Annotated in this window: 16 protein-coding genes; 7 read left to right on the top strand and 9 right to left on the bottom strand. The window is 37.1% G+C overall.

The window, feature by feature from the left end; translation table 11 throughout:
* Positions 1-28: 28 nt before the first annotated feature.
* Positions 29-865, bottom strand: coding sequence for a THC0290_0291 family protein (locus AC5SR4_RS05225; protein WP_495358480.1), 837 nt, complete (start codon positions 863-865; stop codon positions 29-31).
* A 310-nt stretch (positions 866-1,175) separates the two neighbouring features.
* On the opposite strand from AC5SR4_RS05225, the gene gdhA reads away from it, so the two are divergent.
* The 4 genes from gdhA to AC5SR4_RS05205 all read left to right on the top strand — a co-directional run bounded on the left by gdhA (position 1,176) and on the right by AC5SR4_RS05205 (position 8,140).
* Entirely contained in the window at positions 1,176-2,519 is a 1,344-nt protein-coding gene (gene gdhA, locus AC5SR4_RS05220) for an NADP-specific glutamate dehydrogenase (RefSeq protein WP_495358479.1), read from the top strand.
* A 139-nt stretch (positions 2,520-2,658) separates the two neighbouring features.
* On the top strand, positions 2,659-5,007 hold the full coding sequence (gene porZ, locus AC5SR4_RS05215) for a type IX secretion system anionic LPS delivery protein PorZ (protein ID WP_495358478.1): 2,349 nt from the start codon (positions 2,659-2,661) through the stop codon (positions 5,005-5,007).
* Positions 5,007-5,726: a DNA repair protein RecO gene (gene recO / locus AC5SR4_RS05210; RefSeq protein WP_495358477.1), complete on the top strand. Its 720-nt coding sequence runs from the start codon at positions 5,007-5,009 to the stop codon at positions 5,724-5,726. The genes porZ and recO overlap by 1 nt, the downstream gene beginning before the upstream one ends.
* Positions 5,727-5,728: 2 nt before the next feature.
* On the top strand, positions 5,729-8,140 hold the full coding sequence (locus tag AC5SR4_RS05205; protein ID WP_495358476.1) for a TonB-dependent receptor plug domain-containing protein: 2,412 nt from the start codon (positions 5,729-5,731) through the stop codon (positions 8,138-8,140).
* 28 nt (positions 8,141-8,168) lie between these two features.
* On the opposite strand, the gene AC5SR4_RS05200 is transcribed toward AC5SR4_RS05205, so the two are convergent.
* The gene (locus AC5SR4_RS05200) at positions 8,169-8,360 is read right to left on the bottom strand and encodes a hypothetical protein (RefSeq protein ID WP_495358475.1); all 192 of its coding nucleotides are present in this window, start codon (positions 8,358-8,360) and stop codon (positions 8,169-8,171) included.
* Positions 8,361-8,575: 215 nt separating this feature from the next.
* On the opposite strand from AC5SR4_RS05200, the gene AC5SR4_RS05195 reads away from it, so the two are divergent.
* On the top strand, positions 8,576-9,049 hold the full coding sequence (locus AC5SR4_RS05195; RefSeq protein WP_495358474.1) for a regulatory protein RecX: 474 nt from the start codon (positions 8,576-8,578) through the stop codon (positions 9,047-9,049).
* A 4-nt stretch (positions 9,050-9,053) separates the two neighbouring features.
* On the opposite strand, the gene AC5SR4_RS05190 is transcribed toward AC5SR4_RS05195, so the two are convergent.
* From AC5SR4_RS05190 to AC5SR4_RS05160, 7 genes are all read right to left on the bottom strand, one after another.
* A complete protein-coding gene (locus tag AC5SR4_RS05190; protein ID WP_495358473.1) occupies positions 9,054-9,545 on the bottom strand; it encodes a DUF6646 family protein in 492 nt (163 codons plus the stop codon).
* A gap of 59 nt (positions 9,546-9,604) precedes the next feature.
* Positions 9,605-10,465 carry a cupin-like domain-containing protein gene (locus AC5SR4_RS05185; protein WP_495358472.1) on the bottom strand — a complete coding sequence of 287 codons (861 nt, stop codon included), beginning with the start codon at positions 10,463-10,465 and terminating at the stop codon, positions 9,605-9,607.
* Between the two features lie 227 nt (positions 10,466-10,692).
* On the bottom strand, positions 10,693-11,787 hold the full coding sequence (gene bioB / locus AC5SR4_RS05180) for a biotin synthase BioB (RefSeq protein WP_495358471.1): 1,095 nt from the start codon (positions 11,785-11,787) through the stop codon (positions 10,693-10,695).
* A gap of 51 nt (positions 11,788-11,838) precedes the next feature.
* Entirely contained in the window at positions 11,839-12,996 is a 1,158-nt protein-coding gene (locus tag AC5SR4_RS05175) for a beta-ketoacyl synthase N-terminal-like domain-containing protein (protein WP_495358470.1), read from the bottom strand.
* Between the two features lie 22 nt (positions 12,997-13,018).
* Entirely contained in the window at positions 13,019-14,284 is a 1,266-nt protein-coding gene (gene bioA / locus AC5SR4_RS05170; protein WP_495358469.1) for an adenosylmethionine--8-amino-7-oxononanoate transaminase, read from the bottom strand.
* Positions 14,281-14,892: a dethiobiotin synthase gene (bioD, locus tag AC5SR4_RS05165; RefSeq protein WP_495358468.1), complete on the bottom strand. Its 612-nt coding sequence runs from the start codon at positions 14,890-14,892 to the stop codon at positions 14,281-14,283. The genes bioA and bioD overlap by 4 nt, the downstream gene beginning before the upstream one ends.
* Entirely contained in the window at positions 14,889-16,025 is a 1,137-nt protein-coding gene (locus AC5SR4_RS05160; protein WP_495358467.1) for an aminotransferase class I/II-fold pyridoxal phosphate-dependent enzyme, read from the bottom strand. The genes bioD and AC5SR4_RS05160 overlap by 4 nt, the downstream gene beginning before the upstream one ends.
* 11 nt (positions 16,026-16,036) lie before the next feature.
* Between AC5SR4_RS05160 and AC5SR4_RS05155 the strand changes: the two genes are divergently transcribed.
* Positions 16,037-16,501, top strand: coding sequence for a DUF3157 family protein (locus AC5SR4_RS05155; RefSeq protein ID WP_495358466.1), 465 nt, complete (start codon positions 16,037-16,039; stop codon positions 16,499-16,501).
* 49 nt (positions 16,502-16,550) lie between these two features.
* Positions 16,551-17,807, top strand: a complete 1,257-nt coding sequence (locus AC5SR4_RS05150; protein ID WP_495358465.1) for a Y-family DNA polymerase — start codon at positions 16,551-16,553, stop codon at positions 17,805-17,807.
* Positions 17,808-17,812: the final 5 nt, after the last annotated feature.

Genomic DNA, 17,812 nt, shown 5'->3' with positions numbered 1-17,812 from the left:
TTTGTATAAACCTCTTGCACATTCAATGTTAATCCAAATAATATATATAGCCTACGTTAAGCCACACTAGCCAGTCATCTTTTCTATCGAAATTCCTCCAGTTGTGGTCCAAGCCATCAATCCAGTCACTAAAATAGTATTGCCACCTTAAATCCAGCATTAAATCGGAGAGTACACCTAGTTTGTAACGAATGCCCACACTACTTACTACAGACCAAGTACTGCCACCATCCACATTAATAGGATAGGGGTCTACGCCTGGAGTATAGTTTTGAGGTTCAAACCAATAGGAGTAAAAGTTGGTTTGATCATAAATATCGCCATAAGCATCGGGGTTAGGGTTATTAAAGGTTGTCTTAGCCTGTGGGCTAAAGGTTGTGTAATGCACGCCCAAACTTATAAATGGTGCTATTCGGTATGCAAATGCTTGAAACGATCGAATACTTAGCGGAAAGTATTCTAACTGCATGCCAACATCAAAGTTTTCGGCAACACCACTGTGTGCCCTAAGCTGGTCTGCCTGTACACTAACTTTGTCTGGAGCCACCCAAAAACCTAAATGATTTAATTTGGTATAGTTCCAAGAAACTTCACTACGTAATTTAAAATGGTCGTTAAAGTAGGTGTCGGTGGTGTAACAATTACAGTCAGCACTGTAAGCAAAGCTAATATAATGTATAATACCAATACCTATACCTGAATTCCCCAGATTGGTAGTCTCTTCATTTCGGCTACCGAAGTCGGACCTAAACTCTACCGGACCAGCTATAACACCTATTTCGTGGGAAAAACCTAATTGCGAATAAGCGGCTTGACAGACTAGAAACAAACCAAATATAGAAGCTAACAGCTTGGTATTAAGCATAATAAGGTTTTGTTTTTGAGGCGTTAATAATAGCAAATATATAAAAAGCAAGTTAACAAACAAACAAATACAATATACGCTAGTAAATTATAAAATTATTTATTGCGAAATTTAAAAAAAAACGACAAAAAAATTATAGATAATGTATCTTTGCATCGTTAAATTGTATATTCAATAATATAAAGCGTTTTTAAGCCATGTAAATTGATTATATAGTGTGTAACAATAGAGAAATTATAAGTCGTAGTTGCATTTTAGTATCATTATCTAGCTATGCAACGCAGCGATCTAACATCTAATATAAAAACAAATGAACAGTAACGTTGAAGCTTTTTTAGACCTTGTAAAAGTACGTAATGGTAACGAACCTGAATTTTTACAAGCTGTAGAGGAGGTTGCAGAAACCGTAATCCCTTACATTGTTGAACATGACATATACTATGGCAAGAACATTTTGCTGCGAATGGTAGAACCAGAGCGTGTTATTACATTTAGGGTATGTTGGGTTGATGATGAAGGTGAAATACAGGTAAACAGGGGTTATAGAATACAAATGAACTCGGCCATAGGGCCATACAAGGGCGGATTGCGTTTTCACCCTACAGTGAATTTGAGCATTCTGAAGTTTTTGGCTTTTGAACAAGTGTTTAAAAACAGTTTAACCACACTGCCTATGGGTGGTGGTAAAGGGGGTAGTGATTTTGACCCTAAAGGAAAAAGTGATAATGAAATTATGCGTTTTTGTCACTCGTTTATGAGTGAGTTGTTCCGACATATTGGTCCGAATACCGACATCCCAGCTGGTGATATTGGTGTTGGTGCTAGGGAAATAGGCTTTTTGTTTGGGATGTACAAAAAACTAAGAAACGAATTTACCGGAGTGTTAACTGGAAAAGGCCTGTCTTGGGGTGGTTCTTTAATTAGACCAGAAGCAACAGGTTACGGAACCGTGTATTTTGCAGAAAGCATGCTTAAAACCAAAGGCAAGGATTTTAAGGATAAAACGGTGGTGGTCTCGGGTTCTGGAAACGTAGCGCAGTATGCCGCCGAAAAAGCCATCCAATTGGGTGGTAAGGTGGTAACCTTATCAGACTCTTCAGGATACATATATGATGCCGATGGTATCGATGCCGAAAAGCTTAAGGTTGTTATGGATATCAAGAATGTAAAACGGGGGCGTATAAGTGCTTATTTAGGCACTTACCCAAAGGCTACTTTTGTTAAGGGAAAAACACCTTGGGAGGTAGCATGCGATATCGCCTTACCATGTGCCACACAAAACGAGCTTAACGAGGACGATGCCAAAACATTGATAGCCAATGGATGTATATGTGTGAGTGAAGGTGCTAATATGCCATCAACTATAGAAGCAGTACATACATTCCAAAAAGCCAAGATATTATATGCACCTGGAAAAGCTTCGAATGCTGGAGGTGTGGCAACATCTGGTTTAGAAATGACGCAAAACTCTTTAAGGTTTAATTGGACTCGTAATGAGGTAGACTTAAAACTTAAAGAAATTATGGCCAATATCCACGATTCTTGTATCGCTTATGGTGAGGAAGAAGATGGTTATGTAAATTATGTAAAAGGTGCTAATATTGCAGGCTTTGTTAAGGTTGCAGATGCTATGTTGGCACAAGGGATTGTATAATAATCACGTATTTTAAATAACGAAGGCTCCCTACTGGGAGCCTTCGTTATTTAAAATAAAGTCATTTAAACGAGTTTATATATTATTATAAAGTAAAACTCGTTAGATATAAATATATTTGAATACTTAAAACCTAAGTATGTTTAAAAGACTTCTTGCATTTATAATCTATTTATGGCCCTTACTGCCATTTGCCCAGGATTATTCAGCACTTTGGGAAGGTCATTTTTCATATTATAACATCAAGACCGTAGCCCAGGGTAACGATAAAATTTTTGTCGCTGCCGAAAACGCCATATTCAGCATTGATACACAAACTAATACGTTGGAGAAACTTACCACTATTCAGGGCTTATCGGGTGAAACCATCTCGGCCTTATATTATAGTGAATTGTATGGGCTGCTAGTAATAGGTTATGAAAATGGGCTTATAGAAATTGCATTTGATGACGACGATGCTATTTTAACCGTTGTAGATATAATTGATAAATCTACCATACCAGCAAACAACAAACGCATCAACCATTTTTATGGTTATAACAATGTGGTTTATATAGCTACCAATTATGGGATTTCGGTGTTCAATTTAGACCGCTTGGAATTTGGTGACACCTATTTTATTGGTAATAATGGTGGCCAAATACCCGTTACACAAACTACTGTGTTAAACGATTATATTTATGCGTCCTGTACTGGAGGGAACGGGTTGAGAAGAGCTTTGGTGGCTAGTCCTAATTTAATAGATTTTAGTAATTGGGAAGTGGTTACAACCGGTAATTTCTTGGCTGTTGCCGCACAAACGGATACCTTATATGTGGTGGGTGCTAACCGAAGGATTTATAGAGTGATAAATGGCGTACTAACCGAATTGTTTTTATATCCCAGCCTGCCGTTGGATGTACGAGTAGTAAACAATAACCTAGTGGTAACCACGGCTAATCAAGTGTATGTGTACGATGCCAGTTTTAATGCCTTGGCACAGACTGCTTTAGATACTGGAGCTTTTGCCACAACTTATACGGCAGCAACCATTGATTTGAATGCTATTTATATAGGTACTAAGGATTTTGGAATTTTAAAAACGGACTTACTAAGCCCTGGGTTATATGAGGAAATCCATCCTGAAGGGCCATTGTTAAATACACCATTTTCATTGCAAGTGGAGCCAAATAGCTTGTGGGTTACATTTGGGGAATATGACCTGTTTTATAATCCGTACCCTTTAAACAATAGAGGTTTTAGCCATTTAAAAGAGGGTGTATGGCTTAATACTCCATACAGTGAAGTGTTTGGTGCCAAATGTTTAAATGCTATTTCCATAAACCCATTTAATAACAGCCAAGTATTTATAAGCTCTTTTTTTAGTGGGATGCTGGAAGTAAATGATGAAGTGCCTACCATATTGTATAACGAAACCAATAGCGGATTGGAATCTTTGGTATTACCCAACAACCCAAGTTATATTGACGTTAGGGTAGGAGCTACCGCTTTTGATAGCAATGGAATTTTATGGACCACTGGAGGGCAGGTAGAACACCAATTGAAATCGTATAACCCTTCCAACAACCAATGGCGATCCTATGCGCTAGATGCCGTTATTCCAGGCGCTTTTGCCAACAATGGATTTATAGATATTGTTATTGATAACAACCAAACAAAATGGATGACAGCAGGTTATAGCTATGGGGTTATTGGGTTTAATGAAAGCAATGGTACGCCTCTGGTTAAAGGTCTTTTTAGAGAAGAAGAAAACATGCCCATAACCTATGCAACGGCACTGGCTTTAGATAAAAGAGGGCAACTGTGGATAGGCACCTATAGAGGTTTGCGGGTATTATATAATACCACTAACTTTTTTGAAGACGAGGTTCGTGCTGAAGAAATTATCATTGAGGAAGATGGTATAGCCAAAGAACTTTTGTTCCAACAGTCTATTACCGATATTAAGGTAGATGGTTCTAACAATAAATGGATTGGAACAATTGATTCGGGGGTGTTCTACTTTTCATCCAATGGACAGCAAACTATTTTCCATTTTACAACAGATAATTCGCCATTACCATCAAACAGCATACGCGATATTGCTATAGATGATAGTAACGGGGTGGTTTATATGGCCACTAATAAAGGGTTGGTGTCGTTTCAATCAGGCGGGTCCAGTCCGTTGGAAACCTTAGAAAGTGCTTATGTGTACCCAAACCCAGTAAGGCCTAATTTTAATATTGTTGACAATAAGGTAAAGATTAAGGACATTTCAGAGAATGTCAATATTAAAATAACCGATATAGAAGGCAATCTAGTTGCCGAGGCCCAATCGCGCGTTAATCAACGCTATAGTGGCTATAATCTTGAAATTGATGGAGGTACAGCTTATTGGAACGGAAAAAACTTAGCGAACAATGTGGTGGCTTCAGGCGTATACCTAGTGATGCTTTCTGATTTGGACACCTATGAAACCCGAGTGTTAAAAATAATGGTTGTAAGATAATGTTAGTCACTACAAACGCCATTGTTCTATCTAAATTAAAATATAAGGATAATGACTTAATTGTAACATGTTACACAGAACAATTGGGAGTAATGAGTTTTTTGCTGCGAGGGGTATTGAAAAACCATAAAGCAAGTACTAAAGTGGCCTATTTTCAACTCCTTTCCCAGCTGCAATTAATCGTTATTTATAAAAATAACCGCAGTTTACATACCATTAAAGAAGCTAAGCTAAGCAACATATACAATAGCTTACACTCCAATGTTTTTAAAAGCGCCATCATTATGTTTTTAGCAGAGGTGCTATTGGGTACCTTAAAAGAAGAAGAGCGCAATGCACCACTTTACAGCTATTTGGAAACCACATTGTTGTGGCTTGATGAACAAACGGAATATGCCAACTTTCATTTATTGTTCTTGCTTAAATTAACCAAATACTTAGGCTTTTATCCAGACACTACACATGCTAATGCACCTTACTTTAACTTAAGTGAAGGTAAGTTTGAAAACAAACCAGATGATAATTACAGCATTTCAGGTGAAAATTTAATACTGCTTAAAAGCCTCTTAGGCACAACATTTGATGCCCTATCTGAAGTAAAAATCAGTGCCAAACAAAGGCAAGCATTTTTAAATATGATTTTGCTTTATTTTGAATTACATTTGGGACGTTTTAAACCCCCTAAGTCACTGCAAATATTTAATCAAGTTTTTAATTAAACATGAAACTTTTTTATACGACTTTTTTTTTGTTATTAGCATTTGTACAAGCACATACGCAACAGATTAAAGTGTTGAATAGCCTAACCAAAGAACCTATTTTTGGCGTTGCTATTTATAATCTGGATCGCTCTAAAAGTACTGTGACCAATTTTTTGGGGGAAGCCTCTTTAGATGAATTTTTAGAATCAGAAACCATTTTTTTTAAGCACTTATCACATATTCTAAAAAAAACTACCAAACAGGAACTGGAAGGCATCAATAGAGTGTATTTAGAATCTAATACTCAAGATTTAGATGAAATCGTTATTTCAGCCTCAAAGTTTGAGCAAAACAAGCGAGACATACCACAAAAAATAATAAGTATAAGCCAAGAAAGTAATCAGTTTACCAATCCGCAAACCAGTGCCGATTTGTTGGAAACCACAGGGCAGGTTTATATACAAAAGAGTCAGTTTGGAGGGGGTAGCCCCATGATAAGAGGGTTTTCTACCAATAGATTATTAATAACAGTTGATGGAGTTAGAATGAACAATGCTATTTTTAGAGGCGGTAATTTACAAAACGTTATTTCTATTGATCCTTTTTCCATACAAAATACAGAAGTTACCTTAGGGTCTGGCTCTGTTATCTATGGTAGTGATGCCATTGGTGGTGTTATGAGTTTTTACAGTCAAAAACCTGAGTTGTCATTAACAGACTCACTATTGTTTAAATCCAATGCCATTGTACGATATGCAACTGCAAGTGATGAAAAAACAGGACATTTTGATTTTAATTTGGGATATAAAACATGGGCTTTTGTAACCAGTGCTAGTTATTCCAATTTTGGTGATTTACGTATGGGGAGTCATGGTCCTGATAATTATTTAAGACCCGAGTTTGCATTGGCCACCAGTACAGGTGATATGGTAATACAAAACAGTAATCCGTTAGTGCAAAAGCCAACGAGTTACCAACAGTTAAATTTGATGCAAAAAATACATTATAAGCCTTATGAAACGTTGGATTTTGATTTGGGAGTGTTTTACACAGCAACATCCAACTATTCGCGGTACGATCGTTTAATCCGTTATAGAAGGGGAGGCTTAAGGTCAGCAGAGTGGTATTATGGTCCGCAAAAGTGGTTTATGTCTAATCTGCAAGTTACAAAACTAAGTAGTCATGCAACCTTTTATGATAAAATAAAGATAATGGCGGCTTACCAGAACTTTCAGGAAAGTAGGGTAGACCGCGATTTTCAATCCACAATAAGAAATATCCGGGAAGAAGCGGTTGATGCCTATTCTTTCAACTTAGATTTTGAAAAAGCATTAAGTAACCAAACAGAGCTTTTCTATGGGTTAGAGTATATTTATAACCAAGTAAAGTCCGTTGGTGAAGAAGAAGATATCACAACGGGTATGGTGTCTTCAACCGTATCGAGATACCCCAATGGGTCTAATTGGCAATCGGCTGCAGCTTATACAAGTATTAAGTATAAACCCAACACGAAATTTGTATTTCAATCGGGGTTACGTTTTAACCACATTACATCCAAAGCTGATTTTAGTGGGAATAACGTATACTTGAATTTACCATTCCAATCGTCTAGCAATGATGCAAGCGCGCTTACGGGAACTGCTGGGGTACGTTGGTCGCCCAACCCCATATTGCAATGGAAATTAAATGCATCATCGGCATTTAGAGCACCAAACATTGATGACATTGGTAAGGTGTTCGATTCTGAACCAGGGGCGGTAGTGGTACCAAACGACAACTTAAAACCCGAATATGCTTATGGTGGCGATTTGGGGATGAAATTAAATTTTGGAAACAAGTTTATTTTAGACCTAAGCACGTATTATACTTATTTAGATAATGCTTTGGTGCGTAGAGACTTCACTCTAAATGGCGCCACGGAAATCATGTATGATGGCGAATTAAGTACTGTGCAAGCCATACAGAATGCCTCTAAAGCCTGGATTTATGGTTTTGAAATGGGTTTAAAATGGACCCTTACAGAACAATTAAAGCTTACATCGCAGTACAACGTAATTGGTGGCACTGAAGTAGAAGGGAATATTGAAGTGCCTGTTAGACACGCTGCACCTAATTTTGGAAATACCCATTTGGTTTGGTCAAACCAAAATTTAAAATTGGATGTGTTTACTAATTATAATAACGAACTGTCTTATTACCAATTAGCACCTTCGGAAACAGAAAAGGATTATATCTATGCCATTGATGCTAATGGCAATCCCTATAGCCCGTCGTGGTATACCTTAAATTTTAGAACCCAATATCAAATAAATACATCTACGCTTGTAACAGCAAGTTTAGAAAACATTACAGATCAGCGTTATAAAACCTATTCATCTGGCATAGCTGCTGCGGGAAGGAACTTTATCCTATCTTTAAAGTATAGTCTGTAACCCTTAATTTTTAAGAATGTTTTGGTAATTAAATAGCTATTATTAAACTTGTAAAATCAATTTCATAGCCAGCGTTTGGCGTTAAGGTAATATAAAAGTAGTCTTCGCTTGTGTCTAGAATAACATTCCAATCTTTAACGGCATATCTATTACTTGGTGAAACTCCCGAAACACTTAATCCTGATCCTCTACCAATACCTGATCCTTGTAATGTTGGCAATAGGGGTTGTCACTGCTCAGATTGGTATCCGTAACGGTATTAGAATAGATACTTTGGGACATAAGATGATATGAAGGGAAAAGAAAGCAGGTTAATATGTAGTATTTCTTAATTTTCAAGTAGGCTAAGAAATTTTATAATAAATAATTCTAAATTTTATAGTTAAACAGCTTAGTTCTTGTAGGTTTTTTATAGTTTGTTTCTATTTTTGCTTTATGCAACAAAAAACGACCTATACGTTAGAGGAAGCCACAAAAAAACTAGAACATTATTGTGCTTACCAAGAGCGATGCCACCAAGATGTTATTAAAAAGCTAAAGGGGATGCATATGATACCCGAAGCCATAGATGTGATTGTTGTACATCTATTAGAACATCGGTTTTTAAACGAGGCCCGTTTTGCCCATGCATTTGTAAGTGGTAAGTTTAAAATAAAGCATTGGGGAAAGCGTAGAATGTTTCTTGAACTAAAGAAAAAGGGCATAAGTAAAACTATTATAAACCAAGCACTTGCTAGCATTAATGACCGGGACTATGAGGATGCGTTAAACCGCTTAGCTAAAAAGAAAGTGGCTACCATAAAAGAAACGAACAAGTTAAAAAAGAAAAAGAAATTTGTAGACTATTTTCTTTATAGAGGTTGGGAGCCACATTTAGTTTATGATAAAGCCAATGAACTAATTGTATAGTGTTTTACAGAGCAAAAGAGGCCCCAAAACTAATGGTAAATTGATTATGTAGTTTTTCACCAGGGCTTAAGGTATCCGTATTGTATTTGGCCAAAGGCACATTTAATTCACTGTAAATACCAAATCCACTTGTAAAAAAGTAGCGGGCTCCTACATGACCACCAAAGTTTTTTAAGCTTAAGTTTAATCCTGGATAAAAATCGAAATTTTCATCTATACTTACAATATTACCAAGGTTGGCATTAAAGCGGCCTTTTACATCAAAACGGTCACCAAAACTGGCACTGATGGCATCATTTATATTTAAGGCATAAGTAGATGATATCCCAAATGACATATTTTCGCCAACACCAAAATCATAACTTATATTAATACCCGTGGCATTGTCTTGAAAATTAGCGCCTACTTGAAATTTATTGTCGCCGCTGCCTATAAAGGCTTGTGAATGACTAAATGATACACTTAAAAGGGTTGCTAATAGGATGAATTTGCGCATGATTTGAGTTTAAAATTAAATGATAAAGATATTAAGTTTATAATAAATACAAATCGATTTTATAATCTATTATGGGTTTTTACAATGGCTTGCTCATTTTTCCAATCAATCCATTTCTGGCCTTTTATGCGACGCATGGCATTGTCAAAATTTCGCATAATAATGATGTTGTAAATGGCCTTGGTTAGATTTACGGGATTTCTGGCAATGGCACGTAAACTCATAGAAAATCCTGGGGTTATGTAACGCATGTAATGCCAGTAGCCCTCGGGCATATAAAGTATTTCGCCATGTTTAAGCTCAGTTTTATAACCTTGTGCTTTTTCTAGCATGGGCCATTTTTTAAAATCGGGGTTGGTAAAATCAATATCCTCTCGGGTAATCAATGAATGTGGAATTTTATATAGGTACTTATTTTGTTTTTGATCAAATAAAATAATTTCTTTCTTTCCTTCAAAATGAAAATGAAAGATATTGGCCAGGTCAATATCAAAATGCATAAAGGTATAAGAATCGCGACCTCCAAAAAACAACATAGGAATACCTTTCATAAGGCGTAACCCAAAATCCGGAAACTTAAAGTCCTTTTGTAATTGTGGTATTTCTTTGAGTGGATTCCACAAAAAAATTCGGTATTTGGTAGGCTCGGCTTTTAGAAGGTCTATGTAGTCCTTCAGTTTCATTTTTGCATGCGGTTCGTTAAAACCATCTTTATAATCTACAGGCCTATCGTCGTAAAGCGGTATGGTAATATCGCCTCCTACAGCTTTCATATAGTCCAGATTCCATTTGGTATAGGCGGGCCAATCTTCAATAAAGCGCTCAATAACCACAGGCTTTTGCGGTTTAAAGTAGTGCTTTAAAAAGTCCTCTTTTGTAATTGTTTTTACACGAGGAATATCTTGTAAGTTCAACGACAAGGCTTAAAATTTAGAGAGCCAAAGTTAAGAAAACGTTATTAAAGTATAAATAGTATTTTATGGATATAAAAGTTTTGGACAAAAAACATAGCCATACTTTATAGTATTAGAACTTATGCTACTAATGTTCAAAGGCGTTGGATAGTTGGAGTCATGTCCTCTGAGTAGTGTTACTCACAGGTCATTTAACGAACGACTCACAGACCATGTGATGATCGGTTTAGAGACTAGTTAGCGTTCTTGGCTTTTTGTTTTGTCATTTCATTACGCTCAATGGTATGCCCTGGGCGCGACCACTTTGGTTTTTCACCTGCAGCTTGGTATTTAGATTCTGTAGCCTCAACTGTTTGGGGTTGCATTTTTTTAATGAAAGGTTTTTGCGGATTTAAGCCCAATAGCTCAAACATTTTCATGTCTTCGTTAACGTCTGGGTTGGGAGTTGTTAATAGTTTGTCGCCTGCAAAAATGGAGTTGGCCCCTGCAAAAAAGCACATGGCTTGGCCCTCGCGTGTCATTTCTGTTCTACCGGCACTTAAGCGTACTTGGGTTTCGGGCATGACAATACGAGTGGTAGCTACCATACGTATCATGTCCCAAATAGAAACTGGTTCTTGGTCTTCCAGAGGCGTGCCTTCAACAGCCACCAAAGCATTAATGGGAACAGATTCTGGCTGTGGGTTCAAAGTAGAAAGCGCCACAAGCATACCAGCGCGGTCCTCTACGTTTTCACCCATACCAATAATACCGCCACTACAAACGGTAACATTGGTTTTACGAACGTTATCGATGGTTTCCAATCGGTCTTCAAAACCTCTAGTGGAAATCACTTCTTTATAATATTCTTCTGAAGAATCTAGGTTATGGTTGTAGGCATATAAACCAGCCTCAGCTAAGCGTTGCGCTTGGTTCTCGGTAATCATGCCTAAGGTACAGCACACTTCCATATCCAGCTTGTTAATGGTACGAACCATTTCCAATACTTGATCAAATTCCTCACCATCTTTTACATTACGCCAAGCAGCACCCATACATACCCGTGAACTTCCACTGGATTTAGCACGCAAGGCTTGTGCCTTTACTTGTTGTACCGACATTAGGTCATTGTTTTCAATATCGGTATGGTATCGCGCTGCTTGCGGACAATACCCACAATCTTCTGGACAGCCCCCTGTTTTTATAGACAGTAATGTACTTACCTGTACGGTGTTGGGATCGTGATGTAAACGATGTACAGTGGCAGCTTCATAAAGCAACTCCATGAAAGGTTTGTTGTATATGTCTAGAATCTCTTGTTTGGTCCAATTGTATCTTGTATTGCTCATAAATCCATATTGATTTAAAAAATCAAAAATACTAATAAAAACGCTTATAGGTTATTTTTTGCCTATTAAAATTGAAACGGCATTACCGCCAAATCCTACAGCGTTTATTAAGATATTTTGAATTGTTTTTGGTGTTTTGGTGTGTTTTACAAACGGAATGTCTATGAATTTTTGATGCTTTAGCATTAAAATGGCCAACTCTACACTTAACATGCCTGAAGCCCCAAAGGTATGCCCTATTTTCCATTTGTTGGAGGTTAATGCAGGGATATGGTCTTTAAATACGGTTTCAATAGCTTTGTATTCACTTAAATCGCCTTTTATGGTGCCCGGTGCATGCATAACAACCACGTCCACAGCTTCTGGAGGAGTTGTTCCCAGAGCCATTTTCATTGATTTTTGAAAGCATTTGGCATCACTTGAAATGGAAATATTATGCTTTAAAATTTCAGTAGCATAGCCATAGCCTTTTATAACCGCTAAAGCATTGGTTTGTTCTCCAGTTTCTAAACAGGCCATAGAGGCGCCTTCACCCAATACCATAGTATTTTTGTTTTTATTGAGGTCTAGGGCACGGCAAGGAAAATCGGTAGCCTCTCTTGCATAAATTTTTAAGGCTTGCATTTGGGCAATAGTAAAAGGAGTTAATGATGCTTCGCTACCGCCTACCAGAAATTTATGGCACATGCCTGATTGTATCCAGGCAATACCATTTAATAGGGCATGGAGTGCCGTGGAGCAGGTAATGGAATGACTAATTTCTGGACCCTGCGTTTGTAAATCGTGTGCTACCCAAGAGGCTATATTACCCAAAGTTGTAGTGGGCGAACTAAGGGTTTGTGCTTTGCCATTTTTCAGGAAATCGTCGTAATAGGTTTCAAACAGTTGGGTGGCACCACGAGAGGACCCAATGTTAACCCCAAAATTATCAGAACTTTTCCAGGCTGCCTGTTTAATGGCTTGTCTAGAGGCGTATATAGCGTACAAAACGGAGTTGTCTAAAGCACTATATTTGGTGTCTGATGCCTTTAATTGCTTGATATCCTGCTTAGCACTTTCTGGAATTTTGGCAACTAAGCTTGTTTTGTTGCCAAAAGCTTGTTCTGTAAAGCAATGTTGGTTGTTTTGGTATTGGTGCCAAGCATCTTTTAGGGTGTGTCCTAGAGGTGAAATGGACGCAATGGCTGTTATGGAAATTGGTTTTTGCAAAAGCTTTATTTTGTCAACAAAGTTATACTATTTCTAAGGCATCTTCAATAACTTGGTACACTTTCTCTAACTGTTTTTTGGTAATTACGTAAGGGGCTTGAATATAAATGGTTTGTCCTAACGGACGTAAAAATACACCATGCTCCATGAAAAAAGAAAATAATTTATCACGTAAATTCCCGTAGCGGGACATTTCGATGTTTAAATCAAGGGCAAATATAATACCTGTTTGCCTTATGGATTTTACCTTGGGGTGTTTCTTTATACGATTGCCAAACACTTGGTGCATGGCACTAATAGTTTTAATGTTATTTTGAATGTCGATAGATTGTAGAAGCTCAATGCTTGCTAAGGCAGCTGTACAGGCTAATGGGTTTGCAGAATAAGTATGCCCATGAAACAAGCCTTTGCCAATATCATCACTATAAAAGGCTTCGTAAATATGTTGTGCACATGTTGTAATAGCCATGGGTAATAAACCTGCTGTTAAGGCTTTGCTTAAACACATAATATCTGGTAGTGTTTCCATATAAAGGGAAGCAAAATGCCTACCTGTTTTGCCAAAGCCAGTCATAACTTCATCTGCAACGGTAACAATATTGTTTTTTTTACAGAATTTTAGAATTTCATTTAAGCCATTAGCATCATACATTTTCATGGCGGCCGCTCCTTGCACAAGAGGTTCGTAAACAAAGCCAGCAACATTGTTTGTTTCTGTAAGATGGTTTAATGTGCTTAAAACACTAGCTATATTTTCTTGAGTTGGTGTTGGAATGCGCTTAACTTTTATAAAGAAATCTTTAAAGGGTCCATTATAAACGGATAAGCCTGAAACACTCATGGCACCAAATGTATCACCATGAAAACCATCTTCAAAAGCAATTAAAGTGTCTTTCTTTTCGCCATTGTTAAAGTGGTATTGTAGGGTCATTTTAATACCAATTTCTACACTGGTGGAACCATTGTCGCTAAAGAATAACTTATTTTGATTGTTAGGGAGTATTTTTATAAGTTCTTCACTTAGTCTTATGGCAGGTTCGTGGGTAAAACCACTAAAAACAACTTGATCCAATTGCTGCATTTGCGCTGTAACCTTTTGTGTTATAAAATCGTTACAGTGTCCATACATACAAGTGTACCATGAAGCTATGGCATCAATATACGTATTGTTGTTTTCATCATATAAAACACACCCTTTGGCTTTAGTTAGAGCTATGGCATTGGGGTGCAATTTGTGCTGTGTTAAGGGGTGCCAAAGATGTTTCTTATCACGCTGTTGTAAACTCATAGTTTGTCTTTAAATAATTCGGCATATTCCTTAACAACGTTTTTATCAAAATAAGGTTCTTCCTCAATGCGGCCAATTATGGGTATATTTGTCATTTTTTTGATGACAGACTCTGAGGAAGGGTGCTCGTCGCCACTAAAAACAATAGACACCTTAAATCCCTTTTCCTTGAGTAAATTAACCGTTAAAAGGGTGTGGTTAATACTCCCTAAATAATGCCTTGACACCACAATAACATGGTAATCTGGCTTTATGATATCTAATATGGTTTGATGGTTGTTTAAAGGCACTAATAAACCACCAGCACCTTCAATAACCAAATGGTTGTTAGTTGTTTTTGGGGGATGTATGTTTTTTAAATCGAGGGTAATATTATCTATTTCGGCTGCGGCATGCGGACTCATAGGGGTGTTAAGAGCATAACTATTTGGGTGGAATATGGACCGCGTATTTGACACCAGATTTTGAACTTTATGGGTATCGCTATAATCTAAATCCCCAGCTTGTATGGGTTTCCAATAATCAGCTTGCAGGGCTTCTACTATGATGGCAGATGTTATGGTTTTACCAACACCTGTTGAAATTCCTGTAACAAAAAATGTTTTCATTTTACAAAAGTAGCAAGTAGTTTTAAGACTTCCGATATTTCTTCGCTTGAATTAAATGCATGCAAGCAAAAGCGCAAACGCTCTTCACCTTTTGGCACTGTGGGCGATAAAATAGGTTTTACACTAAAGCCCTGTTCCTGTAGTTTTTGAGCTATAGATTTTGCATGGTCATTTCCCGAAACAATACAGCATTGTATAGCAGAATGGCTTTCTATAAAATGAGTTTTAAGATTATTTTTAATGAGTTCCAATTTAAAGTAAGCAATAATTTCATGCAAGGCACCAATATGTTCGGTATTTACTAAATCATGATACGCAGCATGTATGGTTGCTAAAGTATGGGGCGGCAAGGCTGTGGTGTAAATAAAACTTCTTGAAAAATTAATTAAATATTGCTTTAAGGGTTCACTGCACAGTATAGCTGCACCGTGTGTGCCTATAGCTTTCCCAAAAGTCACCAAGCGCGCAAAAACGGCTTTTTCTAACTCTAGTTGTTGTATCAAGCCAACCCCACGTGTTCCAAAAACGCCAACGGCATGTGCTTCATCTATAATAAGGTGGGCCTTGTGGGTTTTGCATATATGGGCCATTGTAATTAAATCGGGCGAATCGCCATCCATAGAAAACACAGACTCGGTAACAACATATAGTTCGGCATTACCCTTAATACGTTTTAGGGTTTCATCAAGACTTTCCAAGTCATTATGTTTAAACTTGTAGGCCTTGGAATGGCTCATAGAAATACCATCGCGAATGGAAGCGTGAATGTATTCATCATACAGGATAATATCGCCTCGTTGGGGGACACTGGAAAAAAAACCAATATTGGCATCGTATCCCGAATTGAAAATTAAGGCACACTCACTGTTATGAAAATCGGCAAGCATGGTTTCAATAACATTAAAAAGCGGGTGGTTTCCTGAAAGCAACCGAGAACCTGTTGCGCCATTTTGCTTTATGTTATGGCCCATTAAAAAGTCATGAGCATTGTTAAAAATAGTTTCAGATTTAGAAAGTCCTAAGTAATCGTTAGATGAAAAATCAATTAAATTGTTTTGTGCCAGAAGTACGCGTAAAGCATTGCTGGCTTTACGGGTTTCCATTTTGTTTTCTAACTTTTTAGGCAATTTCATAAAACAAATGTATGCAAAATTTGTACTTTTGGAATCATGTAAAACGTCTATTCCTATCTATTATGAAAATGTATGCTGTTATCTTATTGTTTTTTGTATCATGTATGGGCTTTGCCCAAAATAATTATATTGTAAAAACAGAAGATGGTAGGCGTGTTTTGCTAAAAGCAGACTATACATGGGAGTATATTGATATGGAAAAGCCTACGGATGATAAACGGTGTAATTTAGCAAAAGATTTTGTTGAACCCGAGTTGAATAATAAGATTCAAGCCCAGCTAAAAAAAGGTCGTGCAACTATTGAGCATGTAAAAAAGAAAGTCGCTAAGGACTATGATTGTACGGTAGATGATGTTATATTACTGTCCTTCACCGAACAAAAATCTAAAGGCGTTTATCAGTTTTGTGCAAATGGAAAAAAAGTTACCTATAAGCGCAATGGCCATGCTATTATAGAAAGCGGGAAGTTTTTTTAATACCCTAAAAAAGAAAAAATAATTAAGGTGTTTCGCGTATCTTTACGTTATGTATGCCTTGGTAGATTGTAATAATTTTTATGCGTCTTGCGAACGTGCCTTTAACCCTAATTTACGCAATAAGTCTGTTGCTATTTTAAGTAATAATGATGGGTGTGTTATTTCCCGTAGTGATGAGACCAAAGGGCTTGGATTACCCATGGGTGCACCTATTTTTAAATGGGAAACGTTTTGTAAAGAGCACAACATACAGGTATTTTCATCTAATTATCCATTGTATGGTGATATGAGTAGTCGGGTTATGTCAATTTTAGAACAATTTACGCCCGATGTGGAAGTGTATAGCATCGATGAGGCCTTTTTACAATTTAAAGGCTTTAAGGGTTATGATTTTAAAGATTACGGATGTCAAATAAGGCGTCGTGTTTTAAAATGGACAGGCATTCCAACTTGTGTGGGGATAGCCCCTACAAAAGCATTGAGCAAAGTGGCAAACAAAATAGCCCGAAAGTTTCCAAAAGAAACAAATGGGGTTTATGTTATTGACTCTGAAGTACAGCGTATTAAGGCCTTAAAATGGATTAAAATAGAAGATGTTTGGGGTATAGGTTGGGGCTTAAGCAAACGATTAAAGAAAAAAAACTGTAAAACGGCATTTGATTTTGTGCAATTGGATGATGAATGGGTGCTTAAAAACTTTTCAATTACCGAGTGGAAGCTTAAAAAAGATTTAGAGGGTATTTCTAAATTAGAATTAGAAACCTTAAAAACCAAGCATGCTATTGCAACTACACGAAGTTTTGAATATACGTATTCCGATTTAGAGAATATTAAAGAACGTATTTCAACCTTTGCTACAAGTTGTGCCGAAAAATTGCGTAAGCAGGGAACTAGCTGCCATGTTGTTTACGTTATGCTAAGTAGTGATAGGCATAAAAAAGATTTAGAGCAGCATAGGGTTAGTAAGTGTGTGAGCTTGCCATACCCGACAGACTCTAGCTTGATAATAAGCCAACGGGCAGTTAAAGCGGCAACAGATATTTTTAAAGATGGTATTAAATATAAGCGTGCGGGTGTTATTGTAACAGGTTTGGTGCCAACAGATAACCACCAATTGCACTTGTTTGAAACTGAAAATCCCAAGCATAAACCTTTAATGCGGACAATAGATGGGTTAAATGCTAAATACACGGCTAATAAAGTAAAACTGGGGAGTCAGGATTTAGAGCGTACCTGGAAAATGCGCCAAGAACGACTGTCACCAAGATATACCACTAATATTAATGATATTATAAAAGTGAAATGATGTGT

The organism is Aestuariibaculum scopimerae, assembly GCF_059428085.1.
Note: the sequence above shows the minus strand (reverse complement) of the source record. Positions and strands in the feature narration are given on the sequence as shown.

Coding starts and splice junctions, on each gene's coding strand:
- AC5SR4_RS05225 (WP_495358480.1), bottom strand. CDS start 865: ATGCTTAATACCAAGCTGTTAGCTTCTATATTTGGTTTGTTTCTAGTC.
- bioB (WP_495358471.1), bottom strand. CDS start 11,787: ATGAGCAATACAAGATACAATTGGACCAAACAAGAGATTCTAGACATA.
- AC5SR4_RS05190 (WP_495358473.1), bottom strand. CDS start 9,545: ATGCGCAAATTCATCCTATTAGCAACCCTTTTAAGTGTATCATTTAGT.
- porZ (WP_495358478.1), top strand. CDS start 2,659: ATGTTTAAAAGACTTCTTGCATTTATAATCTATTTATGGCCCTTACTG.
- AC5SR4_RS05150 (WP_495358465.1), top strand. CDS start 16,551: ATGTATGCCTTGGTAGATTGTAATAATTTTTATGCGTCTTGCGAACGT.
- AC5SR4_RS05205 (WP_495358476.1), top strand. CDS start 5,729: ATGAAACTTTTTTATACGACTTTTTTTTTGTTATTAGCATTTGTACAA.
- gdhA (WP_495358479.1), top strand. CDS start 1,176: ATGAACAGTAACGTTGAAGCTTTTTTAGACCTTGTAAAAGTACGTAAT.
- recO (WP_495358477.1), top strand. CDS start 5,007: ATGTTAGTCACTACAAACGCCATTGTTCTATCTAAATTAAAATATAAG.
- AC5SR4_RS05195 (WP_495358474.1), top strand. CDS start 8,576: ATGCAACAAAAAACGACCTATACGTTAGAGGAAGCCACAAAAAAACTA.
- bioD (WP_495358468.1), bottom strand. CDS start 14,892: ATGAAAACATTTTTTGTTACAGGAATTTCAACAGGTGTTGGTAAAACC.
- AC5SR4_RS05155 (WP_495358466.1), top strand. CDS start 16,037: ATGCAAAATTTGTACTTTTGGAATCATGTAAAACGTCTATTCCTATCT.
- AC5SR4_RS05160 (WP_495358467.1), bottom strand. CDS start 16,025: ATGAAATTGCCTAAAAAGTTAGAAAACAAAATGGAAACCCGTAAAGCC.
- bioA (WP_495358469.1), bottom strand. CDS start 14,284: ATGAGTTTACAACAGCGTGATAAGAAACATCTTTGGCACCCCTTAACA.